Source organism: Streptomyces sp. NPDC056061, from assembly GCF_042266885.1.
In the GTDB taxonomy this organism is placed as follows: Bacteria; Actinomycetota; Actinomycetes; order Streptomycetales; family Streptomycetaceae; genus Streptomyces.
Window position 1 is genome coordinate 25,144 of the sequence record NZ_JBHJWQ010000034.1, and the last position, 19,770, is coordinate 44,913.

18 protein-coding genes and 1 pseudogene are annotated in these 19,770 nt (G+C 67.6%); 4 read left to right on the top strand and 15 right to left on the bottom strand.

Annotated elements, in window-relative coordinates; translation table 11 throughout:
* Window position 1: 1 nt before the first annotated feature.
* From ACFC79_RS32605 to ACFC79_RS32615, 3 genes are all read right to left on the bottom strand, one after another.
* A complete protein-coding gene (locus ACFC79_RS32605; protein ID WP_376247773.1) occupies window positions 2-370 on the bottom strand; it encodes a hypothetical protein in 369 nt (122 codons plus the stop codon).
* 99 nt (window positions 371-469) lie between these two features.
* On the bottom strand, window positions 470-2,275 hold the full coding sequence (locus ACFC79_RS32610; protein WP_376247775.1) for an ABC transporter ATP-binding protein: 1,806 nt from the start codon (window positions 2,273-2,275) through the stop codon (window positions 470-472).
* 10 nt (window positions 2,276-2,285) lie between these two features.
* Window positions 2,286-3,875, bottom strand: coding sequence for an ABC transporter transmembrane domain-containing protein (locus ACFC79_RS32615; protein WP_376247778.1), 1,590 nt, complete (start codon window positions 3,873-3,875; stop codon window positions 2,286-2,288).
* Between the two features lie 415 nt (window positions 3,876-4,290).
* On the opposite strand from ACFC79_RS32615, the pseudogene ACFC79_RS32620 reads away from it, so the two are divergent.
* Window positions 4,291-4,592: pseudogene (locus ACFC79_RS32620) on the top strand (hypothetical protein); the annotation flags it as partial.
* A 66-nt stretch (window positions 4,593-4,658) separates the two neighbouring features.
* Here ACFC79_RS32620 and ACFC79_RS32625 read toward each other — a convergent pair.
* From ACFC79_RS32625 to ACFC79_RS32660, 8 genes are all read right to left on the bottom strand, one after another.
* The gene (locus ACFC79_RS32625; RefSeq protein WP_376247781.1) at window positions 4,659-4,955 is read right to left on the bottom strand and encodes a PqqD family protein; all 297 of its coding nucleotides are present in this window, start codon (window positions 4,953-4,955) and stop codon (window positions 4,659-4,661) included.
* Window positions 4,949-6,697, bottom strand: coding sequence for an asparagine synthase-related protein (locus ACFC79_RS32630; RefSeq protein ID WP_376247784.1), 1,749 nt, complete (start codon window positions 6,695-6,697; stop codon window positions 4,949-4,951). Before ACFC79_RS32630 ends, ACFC79_RS32625 begins: the two co-directional genes overlap by 7 nt.
* Window positions 6,698-6,795: 98 nt before the next feature.
* Window positions 6,796-6,963 carry a hypothetical protein gene (locus ACFC79_RS32635; protein ID WP_376247786.1) on the bottom strand — a complete coding sequence of 56 codons (168 nt, stop codon included), beginning with the start codon at window positions 6,961-6,963 and terminating at the stop codon, window positions 6,796-6,798.
* A gap of 137 nt (window positions 6,964-7,100) precedes the next feature.
* A complete protein-coding gene (locus ACFC79_RS32640) occupies window positions 7,101-8,291 on the bottom strand; it encodes a M20 family metallopeptidase (protein WP_376247788.1) in 1,191 nt (396 codons plus the stop codon).
* Window positions 8,292-8,308: 17 nt separating this feature from the next.
* Window positions 8,309-9,088: an XRE family transcriptional regulator gene (locus ACFC79_RS32645; protein ID WP_376247791.1), complete on the bottom strand. Its 780-nt coding sequence runs from the start codon at window positions 9,086-9,088 to the stop codon at window positions 8,309-8,311.
* Between the two features lie 78 nt (window positions 9,089-9,166).
* On the bottom strand, window positions 9,167-9,319 hold the full coding sequence (locus tag ACFC79_RS32650; protein WP_376247794.1) for a hypothetical protein: 153 nt from the start codon (window positions 9,317-9,319) through the stop codon (window positions 9,167-9,169).
* 362 nt (window positions 9,320-9,681) lie between these two features.
* Window positions 9,682-9,912 carry a DUF397 domain-containing protein gene (locus ACFC79_RS32655; RefSeq protein WP_376247796.1) on the bottom strand — a complete coding sequence of 77 codons (231 nt, stop codon included), beginning with the start codon at window positions 9,910-9,912 and terminating at the stop codon, window positions 9,682-9,684.
* The gene (locus tag ACFC79_RS32660; protein ID WP_376247799.1) at window positions 9,909-10,778 is read right to left on the bottom strand and encodes a helix-turn-helix domain-containing protein; all 870 of its coding nucleotides are present in this window, start codon (window positions 10,776-10,778) and stop codon (window positions 9,909-9,911) included. The genes ACFC79_RS32655 and ACFC79_RS32660 overlap by 4 nt, the downstream gene beginning before the upstream one ends.
* Window positions 10,779-11,153: 375 nt before the next feature.
* Between ACFC79_RS32660 and ACFC79_RS32665 the strand changes: the two genes are divergently transcribed.
* On the top strand, window positions 11,154-12,497 hold the full coding sequence (locus tag ACFC79_RS32665; RefSeq protein WP_376247802.1) for a hypothetical protein: 1,344 nt from the start codon (window positions 11,154-11,156) through the stop codon (window positions 12,495-12,497).
* Window positions 12,498-12,505: 8 nt separating this feature from the next.
* A complete protein-coding gene (locus ACFC79_RS32670) occupies window positions 12,506-13,249 on the top strand; it encodes a 2'-5' RNA ligase family protein (protein WP_376247805.1) in 744 nt (247 codons plus the stop codon).
* 706 nt (window positions 13,250-13,955) lie between these two features.
* Here ACFC79_RS32670 and ACFC79_RS32675 read toward each other — a convergent pair.
* The 4 genes from ACFC79_RS32675 to ACFC79_RS32690 form a co-directional block, all read right to left on the bottom strand.
* Window positions 13,956-15,011 carry an aldo/keto reductase gene (locus ACFC79_RS32675; RefSeq protein WP_376247808.1) on the bottom strand — a complete coding sequence of 352 codons (1,056 nt, stop codon included), beginning with the start codon at window positions 15,009-15,011 and terminating at the stop codon, window positions 13,956-13,958.
* Window positions 15,008-15,493 (bottom strand): ATP-binding protein, encoded by a 486-nt coding sequence (locus tag ACFC79_RS32680; RefSeq protein ID WP_376247810.1) that lies wholly within the window; start codon window positions 15,491-15,493, stop codon window positions 15,008-15,010. The genes ACFC79_RS32675 and ACFC79_RS32680 overlap by 4 nt, the downstream gene beginning before the upstream one ends.
* A gap of 1,025 nt (window positions 15,494-16,518) precedes the next feature.
* Window positions 16,519-17,007 carry a TrmO family methyltransferase gene (locus ACFC79_RS32685; protein ID WP_376247813.1) on the bottom strand — a complete coding sequence of 163 codons (489 nt, stop codon included), beginning with the start codon at window positions 17,005-17,007 and terminating at the stop codon, window positions 16,519-16,521.
* Between the two features lie 72 nt (window positions 17,008-17,079).
* Complete coding sequence (locus tag ACFC79_RS32690) at window positions 17,080-18,462, bottom strand: Tat pathway signal protein (RefSeq protein WP_376247816.1); 1,383 nt, start codon at window positions 18,460-18,462, stop codon at window positions 17,080-17,082.
* A gap of 423 nt (window positions 18,463-18,885) precedes the next feature.
* Here ACFC79_RS32690 and ACFC79_RS32695 point away from each other — a divergent pair, with 423 nt between their 5' ends.
* Window positions 18,886-19,380, top strand: coding sequence for a DUF6415 family natural product biosynthesis protein (locus tag ACFC79_RS32695; RefSeq protein ID WP_376247819.1), 495 nt, complete (start codon window positions 18,886-18,888; stop codon window positions 19,378-19,380).
* Window positions 19,381-19,770 lie beyond the last annotated feature (390 nt).

A 19,770-nucleotide genomic window follows, 5' to 3' on the forward strand; every position in this document is an offset into this window, starting at 1 on the left:
GCTACCAGCTCTCGCCCTCCGGAAGACAGCTCCCCTCAATGTGCAGGCCCGCGTCGTCCGGCTCCTCCTCGTGCGGGAAGCGCAGCGGGAACGTGCCCAGCGAGCAGCGCGGCTCCCGGCGTCCCGCCGACGAGCAGGTCGTACGCGTGCTGCGGGGGCGGGGAGTTGGGTGCGGCGGCGAACGGTCCCTGCCCCCATGCCGCCCACCCAGCGCACGAGCTGCGTCCATGTCGACGGGTCGGCCGGGGCGCGGCCCCGTCTCCCGCCACAGCAGCCGCGCGCAGTCCGCGGCCACGCGCGGCGCGACGGCGCCCTCCGACTTCACGAAGCCGCCGCGGAGAAAACGGGCTACCAAGGTCGTGTCACCCATGCCCCCGGAGTGCGGCGCCGCCGGCCCCGATCACCCGGCATTCTCCGCACCGCCCATCTCGGGTATGAGGGGCGGGCGCACATCGAGCACATATGCTGATCAAATCCGCCGTCCGGGGCCGACTTCGGCTTGCTGCCAGGAGTTCCACAGCGCGGCGTAGGTTCCGTCCCTGGCAACCAGGTCGTCGTGCGCGCCCAACTCGACGATCTGGCCGTGTTCGATGAGGGCGACTCGGTCGGCGTCCTTGGCGGTGTGCAGCCGGTGGGCAATGGAGATGACGGTGCGGCCCTCCAGGACGGCGGCGAGGGCCCGTTCAGCACGGCGGGCGGCGGCCGGGTCCAGCAGGGATGTTGCTTCGTCGAGGATGACCGTGTGCGGAGCGGCCAACAGAATGCGTGCTAGGGCCACTTGTTGGATCTGGGCGGCGTCCAGCTGGGAATCGGCGGCGCCCAGGTCGGTCGCCAGGCCGTCCGGCAGCTCGGCTGCCCAGGTGGCGTCGACGGTCGCGAGGGCACGGAACATCGCCGTGTCGTCGGCGTCGGGGGCGGCGATGGCAAGATTGTCACGCAGTGTGCCCAAGAAGACGTGGTGTTCCTGAGTGACCATCAGCACTTCGTGGCGTCGTTGGTCGGGGCTGAGAGCAGAGAGCGGTGTTCCGGCGGTGGTGACCTGGCCGCGGGTGGGAACGTCGATTCCGGCCAGCAGGCGTCCCAGGGTGGTCTTGCCGGCGCCGGACGGCCCCACGACGGCCAGATATTCTCCTTCTTGTACGGCCAGGTCGATACCGTGCAGCACCTCGGGGCCGTCGGTGTAGGCGTAGTGCACTCCGGCGGCCCGCAGGCTGCGGTCGGGGGAACCGGAGGTGGCCGAGACGCAGGACTCACTGGCTGCGGGGCCAGGAAGCGGTCGGACGCCTTCGGCCCGTGCGAAGGCGGCGCTGCTGCGCTGCAGGGGTTCGAGCCAGGTGAGCAACGCGGTCAGCGGGTCCACAAGCTTGACCATGTACAGCACGGCTGTAACAGCGGCGCCCAGGGAAATCTGGTGGTGAATGTAGAGCAGGCCACTGACCAGGAGAGCGACCGGGGCCGGCAGAGCGTAGGCCACATCGGCTACAGGCAGGAGGACAGAACGCAAAGCCAGTGTGCGGCGACGCGTGGTCACCGCGTCCTCGACAGTACGGTCTGCAGCGGCAATACGAGCCTGTTGCAGTTGGAAGAGTTCCGCGGCGCGCGCGCCATGAGTGTTGGCAGCCAACGTTTCGGCCATGGCCGAGTTGGCAGCTCCCTCGGCCAGGTAGGCGTCGCGGGCCCGGTGCAGGTACCAGCGGCTGACGTAGGCGAGAAGCGGCAGGCCCACCAGGGCGCACAGGCCGAGCAAGGGGTGCAGGAGGAAGGCGGCGGTCAGCACGAAGGCCGTCTGCAGCGCGGCAGCCAGGATCTCGGGGGCGGCGTCGCGCAGTGTGGAACCGATGAGGGCGATGTCGCCGGAGACCCGGGTCATCAGGTCGCCGGTGCCGGCGCGTTCAACGACGGTGGTGGGCAGGGCCAACACCCGGCGGATGAAGTTCTGTCGCAGCCGGGCCAGGGCGCGCTCGCCCCAGCAGGCGCCGGCGTGGCGGGCCAGCCGGGACAGGAGAACGTACAGGACAGCAAAGATCAGGGCGGTGGCCGCCACGGTATCGACGGCGGACGCGGGCCGGCCCTCCTTGACCCGGTTGACGATGTCGCCCAGGAGCCAGGGGCTTGCCAGCCCGGCAGCGGCAGCCAGACAGTTGAGAAGGACGGTGAGGGCCAGCGCCGCGCTGTCGGCTGCGGCAAGCCGGCGCAGTGCGCCGCGCACCTGTGCGCGGTCCGCGACGGGGAAGGCCGGGGACGACACGGGTGGCTGGACGGTGGGGGCGTTCATTCCACTCCTGTCACGGGGTGCGGCGGTTCTGCGCGAGTGGGACGTCGTGCATGACCAGAGCCCGGTACCACGGGTCGTCGGCCAGCAACTGGCGGTGGGTGCCCAGAGATTTGAGCCGTCCGTCGCGCAGACAGGCCACGTGGTCGGCTTGGTCGAGAAGCAGAGCGGACGTGGTGGTCACGACAGTGGTGCGCTCCCGGCGTGCAGCCTGCAGACGTGCGGCGATCAGTGCTTCGGTGTGGGCGTCGACGGCGCTTGAGGGTTCGGCGAGGAGCAGGATGTCAGCATCGGCCAGGAGCGCGCGGACCAGCCGCAGGCGCTGGCGCTGTCCGCCGGACAGGTTGCGTCCATCAGCCTCAATCCGGGTATCCAGGCCATGTCCTTCGACCAGGTCGTCGGCAGCGGCCGTGTAGGCGGCTGCCTTGATCGCTGCGCTGTCGTGGTGCGGCTGCGTGGCCAGGACGGTATGCAGTGTGCCTGCGAAAAGGTAGGCGTCGTGGTCAGCCAGAAGCACCCGGCGCCGCTGGGAGGCCGGGAGTGCCATAAGGCAGATGCCGTCCCACTGGGCGCCCAGACGCAGTCCTGCCAGGCGTTCCAGGAGGGCAAGGGCCTCGGATGGACGGTCACTCACCACGGCGGTCAGGGCACCGCCCGTGATCTGGAGACCGGTCGGCAGATCGGTCAGATCGGCCTGCGCATCGGGTACCGCTGTGACCGGCTGGGCACCGGGAGCGGGCCGGGGCAGTGCGAGGAGGGCAGTGATGCGCCCGGCGGCGACCAGGCCGCGAGTCAGCTTGTATCCGGTGTCGATCAGGAAGGACACCGGCACAGTCAGAACCGCTGTATAACCGTAGACAGCAGTCATCTGTCCGATGGTGATGTCCCCGGCCGCGGCCATGCGGGCGCTCAGCCAGATCACGCCGACCAGGAACAGTCCCGGCATGCCCTTGGCCAGTGCCTGGACCCAGCTGCTGACCGCGGCGAGCCGGTAGCCTTCGTGCCGCACAGCCTCGGAATGCTGGTCATAGCGGTGAGCGAAGCGCTCTTTGCCGCCGATGCCGCACAGCACCCGCAGTCCGGAGACGATGTCGCCGGCCCGGACTGTCAACAGGCCTTGCTGCTGGCGGTATCGCTCTTCGGCACGGCGCATCCGCCGCAACTGGGGGGTGACCAGGGCGGTGATGCTGGGCACACCGAGCAAGACGACCACGGCCAGCAGCGGTGAGACGGCGCAGAGCAGGACGGCGACGACGGCGTAGGCGGCGAGAGCTCCCAGACCGGGGCCGGCGATGGTCATGGCTTGACTGATGACCTCGATGTCAGTGGCACTGATGTTCACCACTTCGCCCGAGGTCAGGCGAGTCGGCAAGGCGGTGCCGAGGCTGGCGATTTTGCGGCTGACCAACTGCACGCAGCGCAGAGAGGCGTCCATGCGCAGATGAGTGACCGCGCGGTGGCGCAGGGCCGCGACACCAGCACTGAGCAGGCTCACCGCCGTCACCGCACCGGCCCATGCAGCCAGGGCACCCAAATCGCGCCGCTGCAGGCCCTGGTCGACGGCGCGGGAGATCAGGTAGGGGGGAGCCGCCAGGCCGACCATCCACACAACTCCCAAGGCCATCGTGTACAACGCTCGGCGGGGCTGCTTACGCAGGAGCCACCCGAGGTAGCGAAGTGGGCTGCGAATGTCAGGAGTACCGGGTGAGTCGTAGGGCGGCAACAGGGGCATATCAAGCAGGCTACCGACGGCCTTCACAGCGACACGCGGACTAGGCCACCCTCCGACAAGGAACAAGTCTCTGCGCCGCGCATATTGCGGGGTCACGGCACCAACTCACACCGGGATTGGAGGCCACAATGGCTGAAACCTTGCACCCGTGAGCGAGAGCCCACGCAGGTACGAATGCTCCCGTGCAGGTGCTCTACGATGCCGGTCCGAGGACGGCTCGTCCGTTTCATCAGATTCCTGAACACCCGCAGGAGGGTGGGCCGACGAGGCGATCGCCGCCTTCGAACGGAGCCGGGCCGAGGACCGCATACGTACCGCCCGCGCCACCGGCCTGCGCGGCCTCCCTCTCCCTGCCACCGCGCAGAACCGGCTCTGGCTGGAGATCGTTCAGCTCGCTCTCGACCTGCTCGCCTGGATCCCCTGCTCACCCTGACCGGCACCGCCCGGCTCCGGGAACCCCGCCGCCTGCGACCGCGGCGTAGAGGGCTTCGAGGCGGGTCAGGCGCGCGTACGGCAGGCCGCGCAGCCGTCGCACGGCGGCGAGCTTCCAGTACAGCGGCAACGGGCTCACGGTCAGGGAGAGGGTGAGCGCGACGGCGGCCACGAGCCGGTCGCGCCATGGAGCGGTAGGCCGGGCGGTGGGGACCATGGCTGTCATCGTTGCCACCGCCTTCGCCGTGCGCGCCGGGGCCGGTCGGTGTCGACCAGCACGCCGGCGGCCACCAGTTCGTCGATGAACGCGGCAATCTGGCCGCCTACCTGTTGTGGGTCCTGGCCAGTGGGGACGGCGATCTCATCAGCGAGTCCGACGGTGCCACCGCGGACGGTGATGGCGTTCCAGATCCGGGAGGCGTCCTGATCGAGCATCAGCCACGACTCCCGCTTCACGTCGAGCACCGCCGTGCCGTCCGGCCCCGTGTTGTGGTGAACGTGGCGGGCGGGAATCAGCACGCTGCCACCTGCCTCCTGGTCGTCTGGCCGCTGAGCCACCAGCACGTCACGATCAGCTGGTGCAGGTCGGCGATCAACATAGCGCTCTGCCCCCGGGCCGCCTGAGCCAGCGAGGTACGGACGGACGCAGGGTCGATCAGCCCGCTGTCCGCGAGCGGACTGGAAACGGTCAGCTCGTCGAGTCGGCCTTGGTGACGGGCGAGTCCGGCGATGCGTTGGGCGGTGAACGACCCTTTCGACCGGCGGGAGGTCAGCCAGTCCGGGAGCTCGGGCAGCGCGGCCCGTAGCAGCGGCTTGTAGGCGACCAGCCCGCGCCGGGCAAGGGCTGGGACGGCGAAGGCGGCACGGACGACCTGGTTGTCCAGGTACGGATACACCGGCCGGATGCCGAGCGCGTGGCCGTAGGGGGCCCAGCCGCGGGCGGAGGCGCCCACCGACCGCAGGGCGGCCCATTGATCGAACTCGTCCGCCAGCTCCGGTTGCTGGTCACCGGCGGCCTGCCGCAGCAGGGCTGCGACCTGGTGGCGGCCGTAGTCGGTCAGCCAGGATGCCCCGGTCCCCAGGCGGCACCAGGACCAGCCGGCCACAGCGGCCTGGGGCGTGATGCGACCGTGTTCCAGGGCCTGTGCCGCGCGCTCCAGGGAGCCTGCCCGGCCGAGGACGGCGGCCTCTTTCAGGGCCTTCCAGTACGGGCCCGGTGCGGTGTTGCGGAGCCGGGCGAACGCCACGACCTGGCGATGGGCCTCGCGGCGTCGGCCGTCCTGGAGAAGCCGCACCCAGCAGGAGCTGGAGGCGTCCAGGACGATGTCCCCTCCGTGCCCGGTCAGGTGCAGCGGCAGACCCCGTACGGGGTGCAGGTAGCTGGTGTCCATGGCGTACATCGCCGCCCCCAGCACCGGCTCGGCCCCCGTCGGCTGCCCGGCCGGGAAGGAGAACGGCAACTGCTCGTCGGCGCCCATGTCGACTGTGTGCGCGATCCCGGTGTGCTCGGCCACGCGGGCAGCGAACATCATGTCTTCCCCGCTGGTGTACGCGTCCGTGTATGTCACCGCGTGTACGGTCCCGGCGTCGGCGGCCAGCACGACGGCCGCCGACGAGTCCAGCCCGCCGGACAGGTCCGCCCCCACCACCCCGCCGGCGGCACGGACCCGGTGCTGGACAGCATCAGTGAGAGCGCGGCCGAACCGGCCGGCACCCTCCCGCAGCTCGTCCGTCGGCTCGGCGCCGGAGATGTCGATGAGGTGCGGCGGCGCCCCGGGCGCGAGCAGCAGGCCGAATCCGCCGGGCACCAGGTGGATCTCCTCGTACGGGCTGCGGTGCGGCCAGTGATGCTCACCCACCGTCAGCCGCGCGACCAGCCACGGCAGATCCGGCACGAGCGGACGCCCCAGGAGGCGGGCCTCGGTCGCCCACGCCGTCCCTTCGTCGCCGCGCAGCGTGTAGTAGACGGCCCGCATCCCGGCCAGGTCTCCGCACACGAACCGTTGCCGCCCGTCACTCGCGACCACCCAGTACGAGCCCGGCCACCGTGTCAGTTCGCCCCACTGCCCCGCCCGTACGGCCGGGAGGGCGGCGTGCAGTTTCTGCTTGGTGACCGGGCAGTCGCCCACTACCGCGAGGGCGAGCGGTCCTTCGGCAATTGCCTGTACCCGCGTGCCCGGAGCCCGGCGCACGTCGCCGAGCCCGTCGATCGTCACTCCGTCCCCGGCGGCACTGCCGCCGGTCATCCACTCTCGTTCCATGCGTTCGCCTCCCCTTTCGATCAGCCCTGTGACGCGCCCGGGGGCCGGCCGTACGGCGGCCGACCCCCGGGCTGCTCGGTCAGGTCCTGCGGGCTTTGTCAGCCCTCGAAGTAGTTCGACTTGTCCGAGTCGTTGAACGTCTGGCGGCCCAGGGTGAGGGTCGCCACCGGGTGGGTGCTGATCTGCGGCGCGAAGCCCGTGCTCGGCGCCGTGGCGGGCTTGTCCTCGACGGCGGGCGTGGTGGTGACGGTGGTCTGCTCGGCCATGACCGGTCTCCCTTGTCATCGGTGGATGTGAGGTGGTGCTGTCTCTATGTCACCGCGACCGAAGATCTGTTCCCAGAGACGAAGATGGGGACTTGCTGGGAGCGGATCTGGGAGAAAACTGGGACGGACCTGGGACGTCAGCCCCCAAGGAGGTCGAGCACAGCCCGCTGGTAGACGGCGTAGACCGTGGGGAGTTCGGCGAGGTGGGCGCGTTCGTCGATGCCGTGCAGCCCTTCGTACGGCACCCCGAATCCGGCCGTGGCCCGGATTCCCTCCCCGGCGAGCAGGTTGCCGATGTTCGATGGCCCTGCGGTCTTCGCCCGCACCATCAGCCCTGCCTCGGCGGCGGCGTTCAGCAGGGCGGCGGCGGGCTGCTCGTCCTCGGCGAGGCGGAAGGGCGGCCAAGCAGCGACCGGGGTGACCGCGGTGGGCTTCGGGGCGGGCAACTCTGCATCGAGTTCGGCTACGGCCTTGTGGACGAGCGTCTCGGCGTCGTGGGCCTCGAAGGTCGGGGTGGTGCGTATGTCGACGTTCAGGTCGCATCGGTCGGGGGTGACAGAGAAGCCTTGGCCACCGTGGAAGGACGTGACCGACAGCTTCGGCGGCAGTGGGAAGGCCGAGGCGCCGTCGACGCCGGGCAGGTCGGCGGCCTCCAGGAGGCGTACGAGGTGGGCGGCCCGCGAGATGGCGCCGACCACGGTGCGACTCGATCCGGAGTGCCCCGAGGGGGCGTGGACCGCAATGGTTGCCCGCCACAGGCCCCGGCCGCCGACCACGACCTCGTCCAGCCCGGGGTAGCCGATCATCACCCCGGCCGGGTGGACCGCGGCCTGGTCGGCGAGGTAGGCGCGGGCGCCGCCGAAGCCGCCGGTGTGTTCGTCGACGTCCAGGAGCACGGCGAGTCCGCCGTGCAGGTCAGCGGCGCGGGGCAGCAGGTCGGCGGCGATGTGGCAGAACATTGCGGCTGCGAGCTTGGAGTCGGACGAGCCGCGGCCGAGCAGCCACCCGTCCACAATGTCACCGGAAGCCGGTGGGAAGGACCAGGCGGTCTCGTCGCCGTACGGGGCGGTGTCGACACACGCGTCCAGTGTCCACCAGGCCCCCGGCCGGCCTCCGGGGATTTCCACCAGCAGCCCGACCAGCTCACCCGCCGCGTCGTGCAGGCGGCGGTGCGGCAGGGTGCCGGCGGTCAGCCAGTCCTCCAGCACGCCCAAGACCGGCCCGTAGTCGTCGATCCCGGCCCGGCTCGGGCGCCGGATCAGCTCCTGGGCCAACTCGATCACTGACGCCGCGCGGGCCTCGGCCGTCTGCTGAAGGTTGTCGCTCACGCCTCTCCTCGCCCCTTTTAGTTGTGCCGTACCGGCAGTGCGCGGACGGCCTCGATCGTCTCCACCGGCCGTGCGGACGCACACGCCTCCCGCCCATGGTGGACCAGTCCGACGGCCGCCTCCCGGCTGAGCAAGGCGCCGCAGTCAAAGCCCTCGGCCCCGTGGAACGAAGGCAGCGGCACCACCGCGGCGGTCTCGGAGGCAACGAAGAACCTCTCCAGTGCCTCGGTGGGCTCCACCATCCCGATATGCAGTGTCTTGACGCCGTTGCGGCGGGCAGACGGATCGCGCAACTCCAGCAGCCGCAGCAGGTGGTCGGCCAGCACACGTTGCCGCGGCGGCCCGTACAGCACCCGGTAGTGGACCAGGTCCGGATACTGGGCCACGGCGGTCTCGATCGCCGCCAGGTATGCCTTCTCCCGGCTGCGGGAGCCGGTGACCACCAGGTGCTCGCGCGCCCCGGCTGCGACGTCAACCATCGCCTCGACCAGGTCGGTCCAGCGGGTGAGCACCTTTACCACCACCGCAGTGCCGGAGGTCTCCAGCACGCTAGTGGCCGCCCCATCCTGATGGGCGAACAACACCTCCGGGCGTTCCCGGTACAGCTGGCACAGGGCGGCTCGGTTCCGCTTGCCGGTCCGGCGCCGCCCCGACTCCCACGCGCTCATCAAGCTCGCGTCCGACGCGCCTCCGGTGATCGCGTTCAGACCGTCGGCTGCCTCCTCCAGCGTCATGTTCCGCGCCACACGGGCCCGCTTGAGTGCCGAATCCATAACTCCGGCCGAGGCCACGGACACCGCCCCCTTCCTCTCCGCCAGGCATGTATCGGCAGTCTTTCCCACTGACGGGGGCTCAGCGAGACCATGTCTGGCCGTTTACAGCCCAGCTGCCAGGTCGTCGATGTCCACGGTCCGCAGCGGGCGGCGGCCCTTCTCGTCGAGCTGGGCGAGCTCGCGTTCCCAGCCCACGGTGATCGAGTCGTGGTAGTTCGCCACCGAGCCGCGTGCCGGACAGATGTGGGAGAGCACCCCGGAATCCGCCTCTCGGACGGCACCGCATTTCGTTGACAGTCAGACTCATGTACTCGGTGTGCAGCAGCAGACCGCGGCGTTCGTCATCACCGTCAGGCAGCACGCTTGCTCGTTCTGCTGCACGGGCTGACGACCCGTGCCCTCCCACGTAGCGGAACTGACGGCCGAGGGAGCGCATGACGCACAGAGTGTCGTCTCGGAGCTGAGTAGAGCCGGATCGATCCCGGTCCGGCTCGGGTAGAAGCCGAACGCGGGCTCTTGTACCCGCCGTCTGAACCGTCATGCCGAGGTTCTTCAGCATCCCACTCTCATAGAGGTGGAATATCCGCATTTTGAGCATTCCGAGCAGTTATGCAATTTCAGGGCAGCAGAAAATCTGCCGCGCCCGCTTTAACTCCGGCGATAAAGGCCGTGATCTCTGCGGCTGTATAGATTAGGGCCGGCCCATCGGGGTTGGTTGACTGGCGCAGGGCCACCCTTCCGTCCCCGAGATTCTTAACTTCGACGCAGTTGCCGCCATTGGTGCCACTCCAAGGCTTAAGCCACTGCTCTTCCCCCAAGGTGGAAGCTGCATTAACTACATGACTCATGAGTACAACTCCTTGCGGATGCCCCAAAGGAATGACTTGGTGTCTTCCTTCGAGAGTGCGCGCCCGCCGATCTCTTCCAGGGCCGAGCGGGCGAGTGCGGTTTCCTCTTTATCCTCGCCGTATGATGCGCGGCTTAGGCTGTCTGTGCAGACGACGTCCGGAAGTTCTGGAATGTCAAACCGGAAAATAGTGAACGGCCCGAACGCGCCTGAGTGGAGTCCGGCGCTGAATGGGCAGACCTGCAGTGTCACGTGTGGGCACTGGGTAAGTTCCAGCAGATGTTCGATCTGGCTTGCCATGACTTCAGAGGTACCGGCGGGCCGACGGAACACTGTCTCGTCCATCACCGCCCAGATCTGGGGAGGCGTCGGATTCGAGCGGGTAAGGAGTTCTTGGCGTGCGGTGCGCAGACGGACCCGCCGTTCCAGGACGTCGGGAGTCATCCGAGGCATGGCGCGTTCGAGGACGGCGCGGACGTACCCGGGTGTCTGGAATAGGCCAGGGACGACTGCGGGCTCGTAGTTGTCGATTTCCGTCGCGGCGTCTTCCAGCGACACGTGGACCCCGAACCAAGTTGGCAGTACGTCCCGGAAGGTCTGCCACCAGCCGGGGGTGCTGGCTTGGTCGACCAGCGACAGGAACTCCTCGATCTCGTCCTCGTTGACCTCGTAGACCTCGAGCAGCGTTTTCACGGTCGCGTACTTCAGCGAGGTCTCGCATTTTTCCATCCGCGTGACTGTCGTCTGGGCGATGCGGAGGCGCTTGGCCGCCTGAGCCGCGGTGAAGCCGGCTGCTTCCCGCAGGGCGGCAAGTCGGCGGCCGAGAACGATTGCGAGCACGGTCGGGGCGGACCTCGGTTCGCTCACGTCGGATCCTCTCCTGTCCGCTGATGCTCGTCCGGTGCAGTGTGTCACGGTGTCAGGGCTGCTGGCAGACTGCCGCTGGAATTATGCAAGTTGCAGAGTGCTACTTGCCAACGTCTGCACCTGCGCGCATAGTTGCCTCGTGACCAACGTCACGCCATTCGGATGCGTGCTCCGCCGCCTTCACGATGCAGGAAGGTCCGAGATGTCTGCCCAGCTCGCGAGGTTCCTGAGGCGGTCGGTCCGCGTAACGCGGCCGAAGCGCGGCCACAGCATGAGTCGTCGCCTGCCAGAGGTGGTTGCAGGTGCTGGGCGAATCACACGATCTCGGCGTTCAACCAGCCCGGGAGATCGGGTCAGCCCACGGAGGTACGCGCGATGCCGATGACGTTATTCCGTCAATTGGTCCATGAGCGGCACTGGACCACAGTCCAGACTTTCGGAGCTCATTTCGCCAAGGCGGCAAGGGAGCTGGCCGAGCAGACGGGCGAGCGGCATCTCGCAGACATCTCCGTCGCTCGCCGCACCTTCGACCGGTGGATGGCTGGTGAGCTGCGTGCCATGCCGCAGCGCAACACTCGCAAGATCCTAGAACACCTCTTCAATCAGCCCGTCGCTCTTCTGTTCAGCCCTCTTGACGGGGCATCCCAGCCCCAGCTCGCGACACCGCCTGGAGTCCATCTTCCAGGGCTTCTAGTCCACGGAACCTTCGACGATCCGCTGTCGGTCGTCATGCAGACCCAGTCCCTGACCCAGTCGGGCGCGAATGCCGCATTGCTGGACCATTTCCGAGGTCAACTGCAGGGGATCGTGGACCGCTACGAGGCATGTGGGCCACAGGCGCTTGCCAGCGAAACGCGGTCGATCAGGACGACTCTCCACACCATGTTGGGTGGTCATCACCTTCCGGGAGTGCGAGCTGAGCTATTCGGGCTAACAGCCCGTGCTGCTGGCCTGCTGGCCTACATGGCTGTCAACGCCGGGGCGGGGCCAGCCGTCGCGGAGGCATACTGCTCGGAAGCCGAGGTCCTGGCCGGGCACATCGGGGACACGCAACTACAGATGTGGGCGGCCGGAACGCGATCGCTCAGCCTCTACTACCAGCACAGGTACGCCGAGGCCGATGCCGCAGCGGCAGCCGGAATCGATCTGGCGCCGTCCAGCGGCCAGGCAATCCGCCTTCTCGCCAACGGACGGGCACGCGCACTGGCCCGCATAGGCGACCGGCGGGGCGCGGAGCGGGCGATCGGACGGGCGCTGGAACTCTCCGACTGCCAGTCGGCCCTTCCTGTCGGGATCACGTCGTGCATCTCGTTCGCCCCGTACAGTCCGGCACGTACTCTGGCCAACGTGATTACCGCGCGGCTGGCTCTGGACGATACGGACGAGGTGCTGTCCTGCGCCGATCAGATCGACACACTGGTTGAGGAGTCCGATTCCGAGTGGAGCCGGGCACTGGTCCGCCTCGATGTCGCCACCGCTCTGCTTCAACGGAAGCAGCCAGATGTGGAACATGCCATGGCTCTCGGGCGGAGCGCTCTTCGTGCCGGGACCACCGTGCCGATCGCCTCCGTATGGCAGCGCGCTAACGAACTGTACGAGCGAGCCGAGCGCTGGCATGCCGAAGCTGCTGTGGGCGAGTTCGCTGAGGAGCTTCGGACCTGGCGTTCACACCCCCATGCCAAACCGATCACCAGCGGCTCGGCGCAGCCGCAGCAGTGAGGAGTGTCGTGACGCCCGACCCGGACGTCCACCCGAAGTCCTTCCCCCAGAGCCCGCCGTCGGACCTTGCCGACCCCGGACTGATCGTCGAGCACGACTGGCAGGCATTCAGCACCATTGAGCGGATGGAGGACCATTGGGCGCGGCCCGGCTGGAGTGACGGGCACCGGGCCTATTACTGGATGCTGACCTTCCCCGAGGCCTTCGACCTCATCGAGCAGGCACGGTACTGCCAGGCCAAGCTCGCCCACCTGGGCATGGACTCCGTTCCCGCGGACGGGCTGCACGTGACAATGGTCCGCATCGGAAGCACAGACGCGGTGCCGGACTCCAAGGTGCGGCTCCTCGCCAACATGGCCGAGCAACTCCCCCAGCAAAGCTTCAGCATCACCGCCCATCCCCTGGCAGGCTCGCGGGGAGCCGTGCGTTTCACGCTCACTCCCTGGACGCCGCTTGTCGGTCTCCATGCGGCCCTCAGCGCGATCGGCCGACAGGCCGATATCCCGGGTGGCAGCCCCACCTCGGCCTTCCGCCCCCATCTCGGCGTTCAGTACAGCAACCAGCAGTGCCCCGCCGCGCCCGTGGTCGAGAGCGTCGCCCGCCTGCGCACCCTGGCACCTGTCACGCTGGACATCACCAGCGTTCAGCTGGTCGAACTCCGCCGTACCCTTGGACCGCCCGCCTACCGTTGGCACGTCGTGAGGAGCATCCCTCTGCGCTCGGCGCCGAGCCAAAGCATCCAGGAAGGCTAACGGGAGAACCCCGGCGAGGCATGAAGGCAATGCGGATGACTCCATTCCGCCAGTTGGTTCAGGAACGCGGCTAGACGACAGGATCGCCCGAGCGTGATCGCCGTCATGGACCCGACCTCGCGCGGAGAAGGAGGAGCTGCCCGGCTGCGCCGGGAAGGTGTCGACGTCGAGACCCACGCCCTGGAGCAGGAAGCACTCATCGTGCTCGGGCCGTGGCGCGCCGCTCTGGCCCACCGGCGGCCCGTTCTTCACCTGGTACTCCAGACGGACAGCACCGGAAGAGCCACCGTTCCCAGCACCGTCGCATCCGCCAAAATCGGCGCAATGCGGCACACATACGTTTTGTTGATCGTTCAGGACGGTTCGGCGGAGGAAGGCCGGACAGGCAGTCCCGGAAGTACGACCCCGCGGGCTCGCTGGCCGAACTGGGCGAGACCGGCGCCCGAGCGATGCTGCTCCTGGGGCCTTCCAAGCTCGGAAGCGGACTGCTCCGCGATGAGCTGATCGACAGCCTCGCCCTCTTCCAGCCAGCCCTGAACCTTCGCAAGCCCCTGCCGCGACCAACTTCCCTACTCCCCCGCCGGCTACGCCCTGACACGGGTGACTCGCATTGGTGAGCAACTCGTTGTATCAGCCAAGCGCGGTTGACCGGATACCCGGTCGGTGAGGGTGCCCTCCGGCGCCTCCCCACTGCCGTCCCGCACGCTCACGCCTGAAGTTCCTTGACGAGAAGCCGTGGCGCCGCCTGATGGACATAAGCCCTGAGGCTGGTGTAGACATCGTCGATGATGCGCAGCTCCGACGGCGTAAGTGGTGGGCCGAGGCAGCTGTAGTCCTCTTCGATCTGCTGTTCGTTGGCGAAGTCGACGACGACCACGCATTGGTCACCGCGCTGCAGGGTCGAGCGCAGGGCAAGGTGCGTCAGGGTGCCGGGCTCGTGCCCGAAGGTATCGCGCAGTACTTGAAGACTCTGGTCCAGCCGTTCAGCCACGGGATGTGACAGCCCCGCACGCTTCGAGGTGAACGGCGCACGAGACGTCGGTTGCGATGCGGTATCTCCGGCGGGCATGCCGTGGGCCAGAGGGGCAGCAAGGACCAGACCCACGCCGTGGCGGGCAGCGAACGTGAAGAGGTCCTCTCCCTCAAGCTCGATAGCCGGTGTGAAAGCGTTGAACGGGCTCCAGACCACGTCAGGTTTGATGAGGCGGAACAGATACATAAACCGCTCCGCCTGCTCCTGCCGCTCCTCGGGCGAGGCCCCGTAGCTGGTGACCGGGCCTCGCATCCCGATCGCTTTGATGGACTCCACTTCCCGCAGAGTGCGCATGACATCGATCGCGTTACCCAGGTACCGGTCACCGGGCCCGAAATCGAAGGTGTCCAAGGTGTAGAGATCGAGCTGCTCCGCGTAGAGGTTCTCCAGCGACTGTTCAAGCTGATGGTGGATATGGCGGCCTGCGTACGGGTGTTCCGCGCTGCCACGCACTCGACCGACCTTGCTGCTCAGGTGTGCGGACAGATCCGGATACGCACGCAGGAATCGGCCGATGAGCCGCTCCGAGTGCCCGAGGCCGTAGGAATCGGAGGTGTCGATGAAGGTCGCTCCCCGCTCGACGGCGCGGCGGAGCCCCTTGAAGAACTGGTTGATGCTGCCCGGCCCGTCCGGACGCAATGGGTCCGTTGGTACGTTGCAGTGGAGTCCGAGCGGGTGGGTGAGTATGCCGCGGCACAGGTAGCGCATTCCGAGGTCCTGACTGGTCACGCGGCGCACCTCATAAGGAGGGCGGCGATGACGACCTTGCCTTCGCCGGCACGTTCTACCCCCCATCCGGTGGCGCACTCCGAGATCAGATACAGCCCCTGGCCCTGCTCAGGCAGTTCGTCAAGGTCGAGCGCGACCGCCTCCTCCTCGCCCATCGAGGCCAGGGGACAGACCGGGTCCTTCGGGACAGCATCGATGTCCGCGCCCCGGTCGACGACGCCCACGGTGACACCTTTCTCGTAGAGGTCGAGGATGAAGGAGATGGCGCCGCCCGCATGCAGGCGCGCGTTGGTGAGTAGTTCCGTGGCAATCAAGACGGCATCGTTGATCAAGGTGATGTCGGTCCGATCCTTCAGCAGGCTGCGGACTACCTGACGGACATACGCCATTGGCTCCTCCACGACCGCAAGCGCAAAGGCAAAGTGGTCGACCAGTGATCCCAAAACCTGCCCCTGGATGAGGTCGGCTGCTGTCGGCGGCACTTTCGACTCCCTGCGTTGAGACGCCCTATGGCATGGGTCGGGAATCCGACCCGCGTTCAGCCTCCCGGATGACGGTATGGCGGGATACGCCAAACCTTGGCCACCTTGTGGCCATCTCGCGCGGCACAGACCGCGTACGGGCCCGTTCAAGCCTCCGATATCCGCCCGCAAGTTCGACGTTGCCTCGCAACGACGACTACGGCGCACAGCTTCGCGTGCCTTCAAAGCCGATCGTCCGGCTTCCAGAACTCGCTGCTACAGCGCAAGCACAGCCAATGTTTCAACTCCGAACTAGATTTCCCCGAACCGGGCCGTAGCGAGCCGGGCGAGATGAGCGCCGTGTACCGCACCGAGGGCGCAGTTGCACACTCGTGAGTGCAGTTCGCATCCGAATGTCAAGCGAAACCGGAAAGACGGCCACAAGGTGGCCACGCCTCGCGCCCTGTCGCCAAATACTGTCGACGCCGCCTCACAGAGGCCCTATTTCGCCCTATTCGCGCCCCTTTCGCGAATGCGCGCCCGCCGCAGCGAGCCGCTCACCGGTCTCAAACATGGCCATGAAGTGGCCGCGGTTTGGCGTACCGCTGTGACGAACTGGCGATCACGCTTGATGCCAGAGGGATTCCTCAGCCTCAAGGTGATTCGCCTTGTTCCACGGCGGGAATTCGCAGACGCCCTCAATTCGAATCCAGGAGGCAGGCCATGGCGCTCCGCTCCATGTCGCCCCGCCCCGCTCTGGTGCTGACCTTCGGCCTCATCGCGGTGGGACACGCCTCCGTGGGACTCCGAAATCGGGGAACCCTCAGACCGGTCACCGGGGCTGGTGCGTGGCGGGCCGTAGTCAGCCCCGTACATCGGCCGGGCCTCATCAGCCCCGGTGACCCCGTTTCTCTCTTCTCGCGTCTCGTTTGCTCTTGAGGATGCTCATGTCTGTTCACATCACCGAAGAGGCCGTGATGACGACGGCACCTGTGCAGACGCTTCGCGCAGCGAGTTGGGTAAAAGCATTCGGTGAGCAGGACGTCTCAGGCGCGTTCGTCTGCGTGCTTCCAGTAGTTCTGAAGCATGTCGGTGGGCCACTTCGGCTGGTGCACGGTTCCGCGGGGCAGCATCTCCTGGAAGACCGGTGCCAGGTCGATGACGGGAGTGCCGTCGTCGGCGTCCAGGTCGAGGACGTGGAGGTCTCGGCCCTCGATGCGAAGGAGCCTCGGGTACGACGTGGCGATGCGTGCGGGGCGACGGTGGTTGCGGTGGACGAGACCGCCGGTGGCCGGCCAGTCCGGGTTGTCGCGAGGGCTGCGCGGCTCAAGCTCGATGTCTGCGTCCGAGCCGAGGCTGAAGTGCCAACTGACTTCGAGGTGGCTGAACTCCTCGATCCCTTGAAGGGCGCCTTCAGGTATGTTCGGCATGATGCGGATGATCGATTCGACGTTTCCCTTGTAGTCGTCGAGGCGTCCCCTGTGGCCGCCGACGACTCTTGCGATCACCGGGATCCGGATGAACTCGTCGAACACGCGTTGCCCTTCTCGAGTCTTAATCAGTCTGAGAAGGATCTCTTCTCGAGTCGACTTTCCTTACAGTACGTGTCAGCCTGCGTGAAGCATTGTCCGGGCCCTGGTGTCCAGTTCCGCAGCGTGGCTGCCCGGGCGGTTACGGAAGGGCGAGAGCGCCCGTCGCATCTGGACGACGGTCTCCCTGGCCCGGCCGGACTGTACGCCGGTCATGGCGTCGAGCGCCTGCCCCCAGGTGTCGCAGGCGAGGTCGAGATGTCCCCGCTGCGCCTGGACGGCCCCGAGGTATCCCAGGGTCACGGAGTGCGTCCGCGCGTACTGTGCTCGTCGCGTCCGAACACTGCGATTGAACTGCTTTTCGGCTCCTTGGAGGTCGCCGAGGTCGCGCAATGCGGCGGCGGTCTCGTGGGCGAGGCTGGCCTCGGCGAAGAAGAACACCCTGTTCGGCTCGTTGTCTGCCGCGTCTGCGCGGCCGAGGTCCCGTTCGGCCTGGAGCAGTGCGGCTATGGCGGCGGTCTTCTCACCGGCGGCGGCCAGGCCGCGGGCGTACACGACGCCGAGCAGCGAGCGTTCTCGCCAGCACGCCTGTGCGTAGCGGCGGCTGGACAGGGACGCCTCGGCGAGCCGGACGGCTTCCTGTGGTTTGCCCAGGTCAACTGCTTGGTGAGCCATGGCGCGGAGCACGTGGCCGGCCAGAGGGGCGTCGCCTGCTTCTTCGGCGAGCTTGGTGGCTATGGTCAGCCACCGCTGGGCAAGTGGGTGCTCGCCTCCGTCGAATGCGGTCCATCCAGCCAGGTAGGCGAGCTCTGCGGCTGCCGAGGTCATGCCTCGTCGGATGTCCTCGGAGAGGAATCGGCCGTTCAGCAGTTCCGTGACCTCGGAACGGAGGTAGGCGACGAGGGCTGTGCGTCCGGCACGGCCCCCGCGTTTCTGGTCTCGGCGGGAGAAGAAGGCGGCCATCTCACGGACGCTCTCGACGTCCGGAGCCGTGACGACGTAGTTCGACAGCGGTCTGCGTGCTCGGGCGCGATCTACGGCCTGCTCGAACCACAGGTCGTCAGGGAGGGCCAGCGAGGCTACCGAGTAGACCGAGTTGGCCAGCATCTGACGGCGGTCGATGTCCATGTCCGTCCTCCCGAGCATTTCCAGCGTCGTCAGGGTGTCGTCGCTCCATGCCACAGGCTGTGGCTCGGGCTCGGTGTCCGTTGCCAGCCCGATGTCTGCGAGCGTGACAGGGCGACCGAGGCCACGGGAGAGCGTCTCGGCCAAGATACGGGCAGCCGGTGGCTCAGGGACGACGCCGGCCACCCACTTGGTGATGTGGGATCGGCCGACGGAGGCCACGCTGCTGACACCGTGCTCTTCCGCCACCGACTTGACGCGGGCGGCCAGACGGGCCTGAGACAGGCCGAGTTCAGCGATTGCCGCAGCCAGTTTGTCGTTGCGTCTCCGTGCCATCGTGCGCCTCTGCCTCCGAAACGATCTTTCCCCACGTTCCCCAGCCTCGCGTGCTCGCTGGGATACCCAGCGCCTCGCAGACCAGGTTGTCTCGTGAAGACGATATTCCTCCAACTCGTGGACCGCGCAATGCAATCGGCAACCTCATCCGCACAGTCCCGCTCTGGGAGCAGAGCCGACAGCACATTGGCAGGCAAGGAGAAGCAGCCGATGAACGTGCGCTACGTCTCCTTGACACGACCACTGTGCCGCGATGCCGCGCGCCCGCTCGGCCAGCGGCTTCGTAGCCGCTTCCGACCGGTCACCGGGGCAGGTGCGTGGCGGGTCGCACGTCGGCCCAGTGCAGCGGCCGGGCCTCATCCGCCCCGGTGACCTCCACTCCTCCTTCTTTACGTCTCTTCTCGCTTGCTCTTGAGGATGCTCATGAATTTTCGTGGTCTCTCGGCCTGGCCCGACGACGGGCCGATCGGTGGAAGCATCGCTCCATCCCCGGGTTCACACGGTCACGCGGACCAGCTCGGTAGCGCCGGGTTGCTCCGGGCGGTTGCCCAGGCTACGGAAACGGTCGCGCGGATCCTCGACGAGGACGGCCCCCTCCCGGAGACACAGGCTGACAGGACCGACCTTCTGTGCCGGCTGAGTGGGCACCTCATGGAGCTCGGACCCCACGTGCCGTCATCGGGACCGTGTGCTGAGGCTCTGAAGCGATCCTGGCAACAGGCAGCAGGGGCACCGTCGGTCGATCATTACCTGCCGTTGTGCGTCCACCTGCGGGCCCTGGCCCAGCGCGTGCATGAACTGCTCGTCGAGATGGACAAGATGCGCTCTGTCCAGGGCGCGGAGGCAGGTCGGCTGGAGAACCGTAACCCGTCCAATCTGTCCGGTGCCGGGACTCTGACGGTATGGCGGCAGCCGTGAGCAACGCGCTTCTGGATTCCGGTATACAGCGCCCGGGACGTCCGTTGAGCAGTCGTCATACGTGGCACCTGGACCTCGGTGACAAGAGCCCTGGCATCCTTCCGCCGACATACGACGTAGTGCGTGTCGGGCTCGGGCTGGGGGTGCCCGCGATCGACCGTCTGATTGACGCCGGGACGGCCGTCGGGCCGCTGCGGTACTGCCTCACCCACCGGCAGCTCTTCGTGCCCGTGGCGTCCGGCACCTCCCACAGCTGGTGGACGGTGTCGCACTCCGACTGCACTGCTGGCACGACGACGCAGTGCGAAACGACCGAACATCGGCGTTGCGTCCGGCTGTGGGTCGTGCTGCCCGGTACGGCGCCGCTCACCGAGTGGGGGCCTCTGCACA

What these genes read in the sequence shown, in the direction of transcription:
- ACFC79_RS32605 (WP_376247773.1), bottom strand. Translation starts at nt 370, where the DNA reads ATGGGTGACACGACCTTGGTAGCCCGTTTTCTCCGCGGCGGCTTCGTG.
- ACFC79_RS32610 (WP_376247775.1), bottom strand. Translation starts at nt 2,275, where the DNA reads ATGAACGCCCCCACCGTCCAGCCACCCGTGTCGTCCCCGGCCTTCCCC.
- ACFC79_RS32615 (WP_376247778.1), bottom strand. Translation starts at nt 3,875, where the DNA reads ATGGTCGGCCTGGCGGCTCCCCCCTACCTGATCTCCCGCGCCGTCGAC.
- ACFC79_RS32630 (WP_376247784.1), bottom strand. Translation starts at nt 6,697, where the DNA reads ATGGAACGAGAGTGGATGACCGGCGGCAGTGCCGCCGGGGACGGAGTG.
- ACFC79_RS32635 (WP_376247786.1), bottom strand. Translation starts at nt 6,963, where the DNA reads ATGGCCGAGCAGACCACCGTCACCACCACGCCCGCCGTCGAGGACAAG.
- ACFC79_RS32655 (WP_376247796.1), bottom strand. Translation starts at nt 9,912, where the DNA reads ATGAGTCATGTAGTTAATGCAGCTTCCACCTTGGGGGAAGAGCAGTGG.
- ACFC79_RS32665 (WP_376247802.1), top strand. Translation starts at nt 11,154, where the DNA reads ATGCCGATGACGTTATTCCGTCAATTGGTCCATGAGCGGCACTGGACC.
- ACFC79_RS32690 (WP_376247816.1), bottom strand. Translation starts at nt 18,462, where the DNA reads ATGGCACGGAGACGCAACGACAAACTGGCTGCGGCAATCGCTGAACTC.
- ACFC79_RS32695 (WP_376247819.1), top strand. Translation starts at nt 18,886, where the DNA reads ATGAATTTTCGTGGTCTCTCGGCCTGGCCCGACGACGGGCCGATCGGT.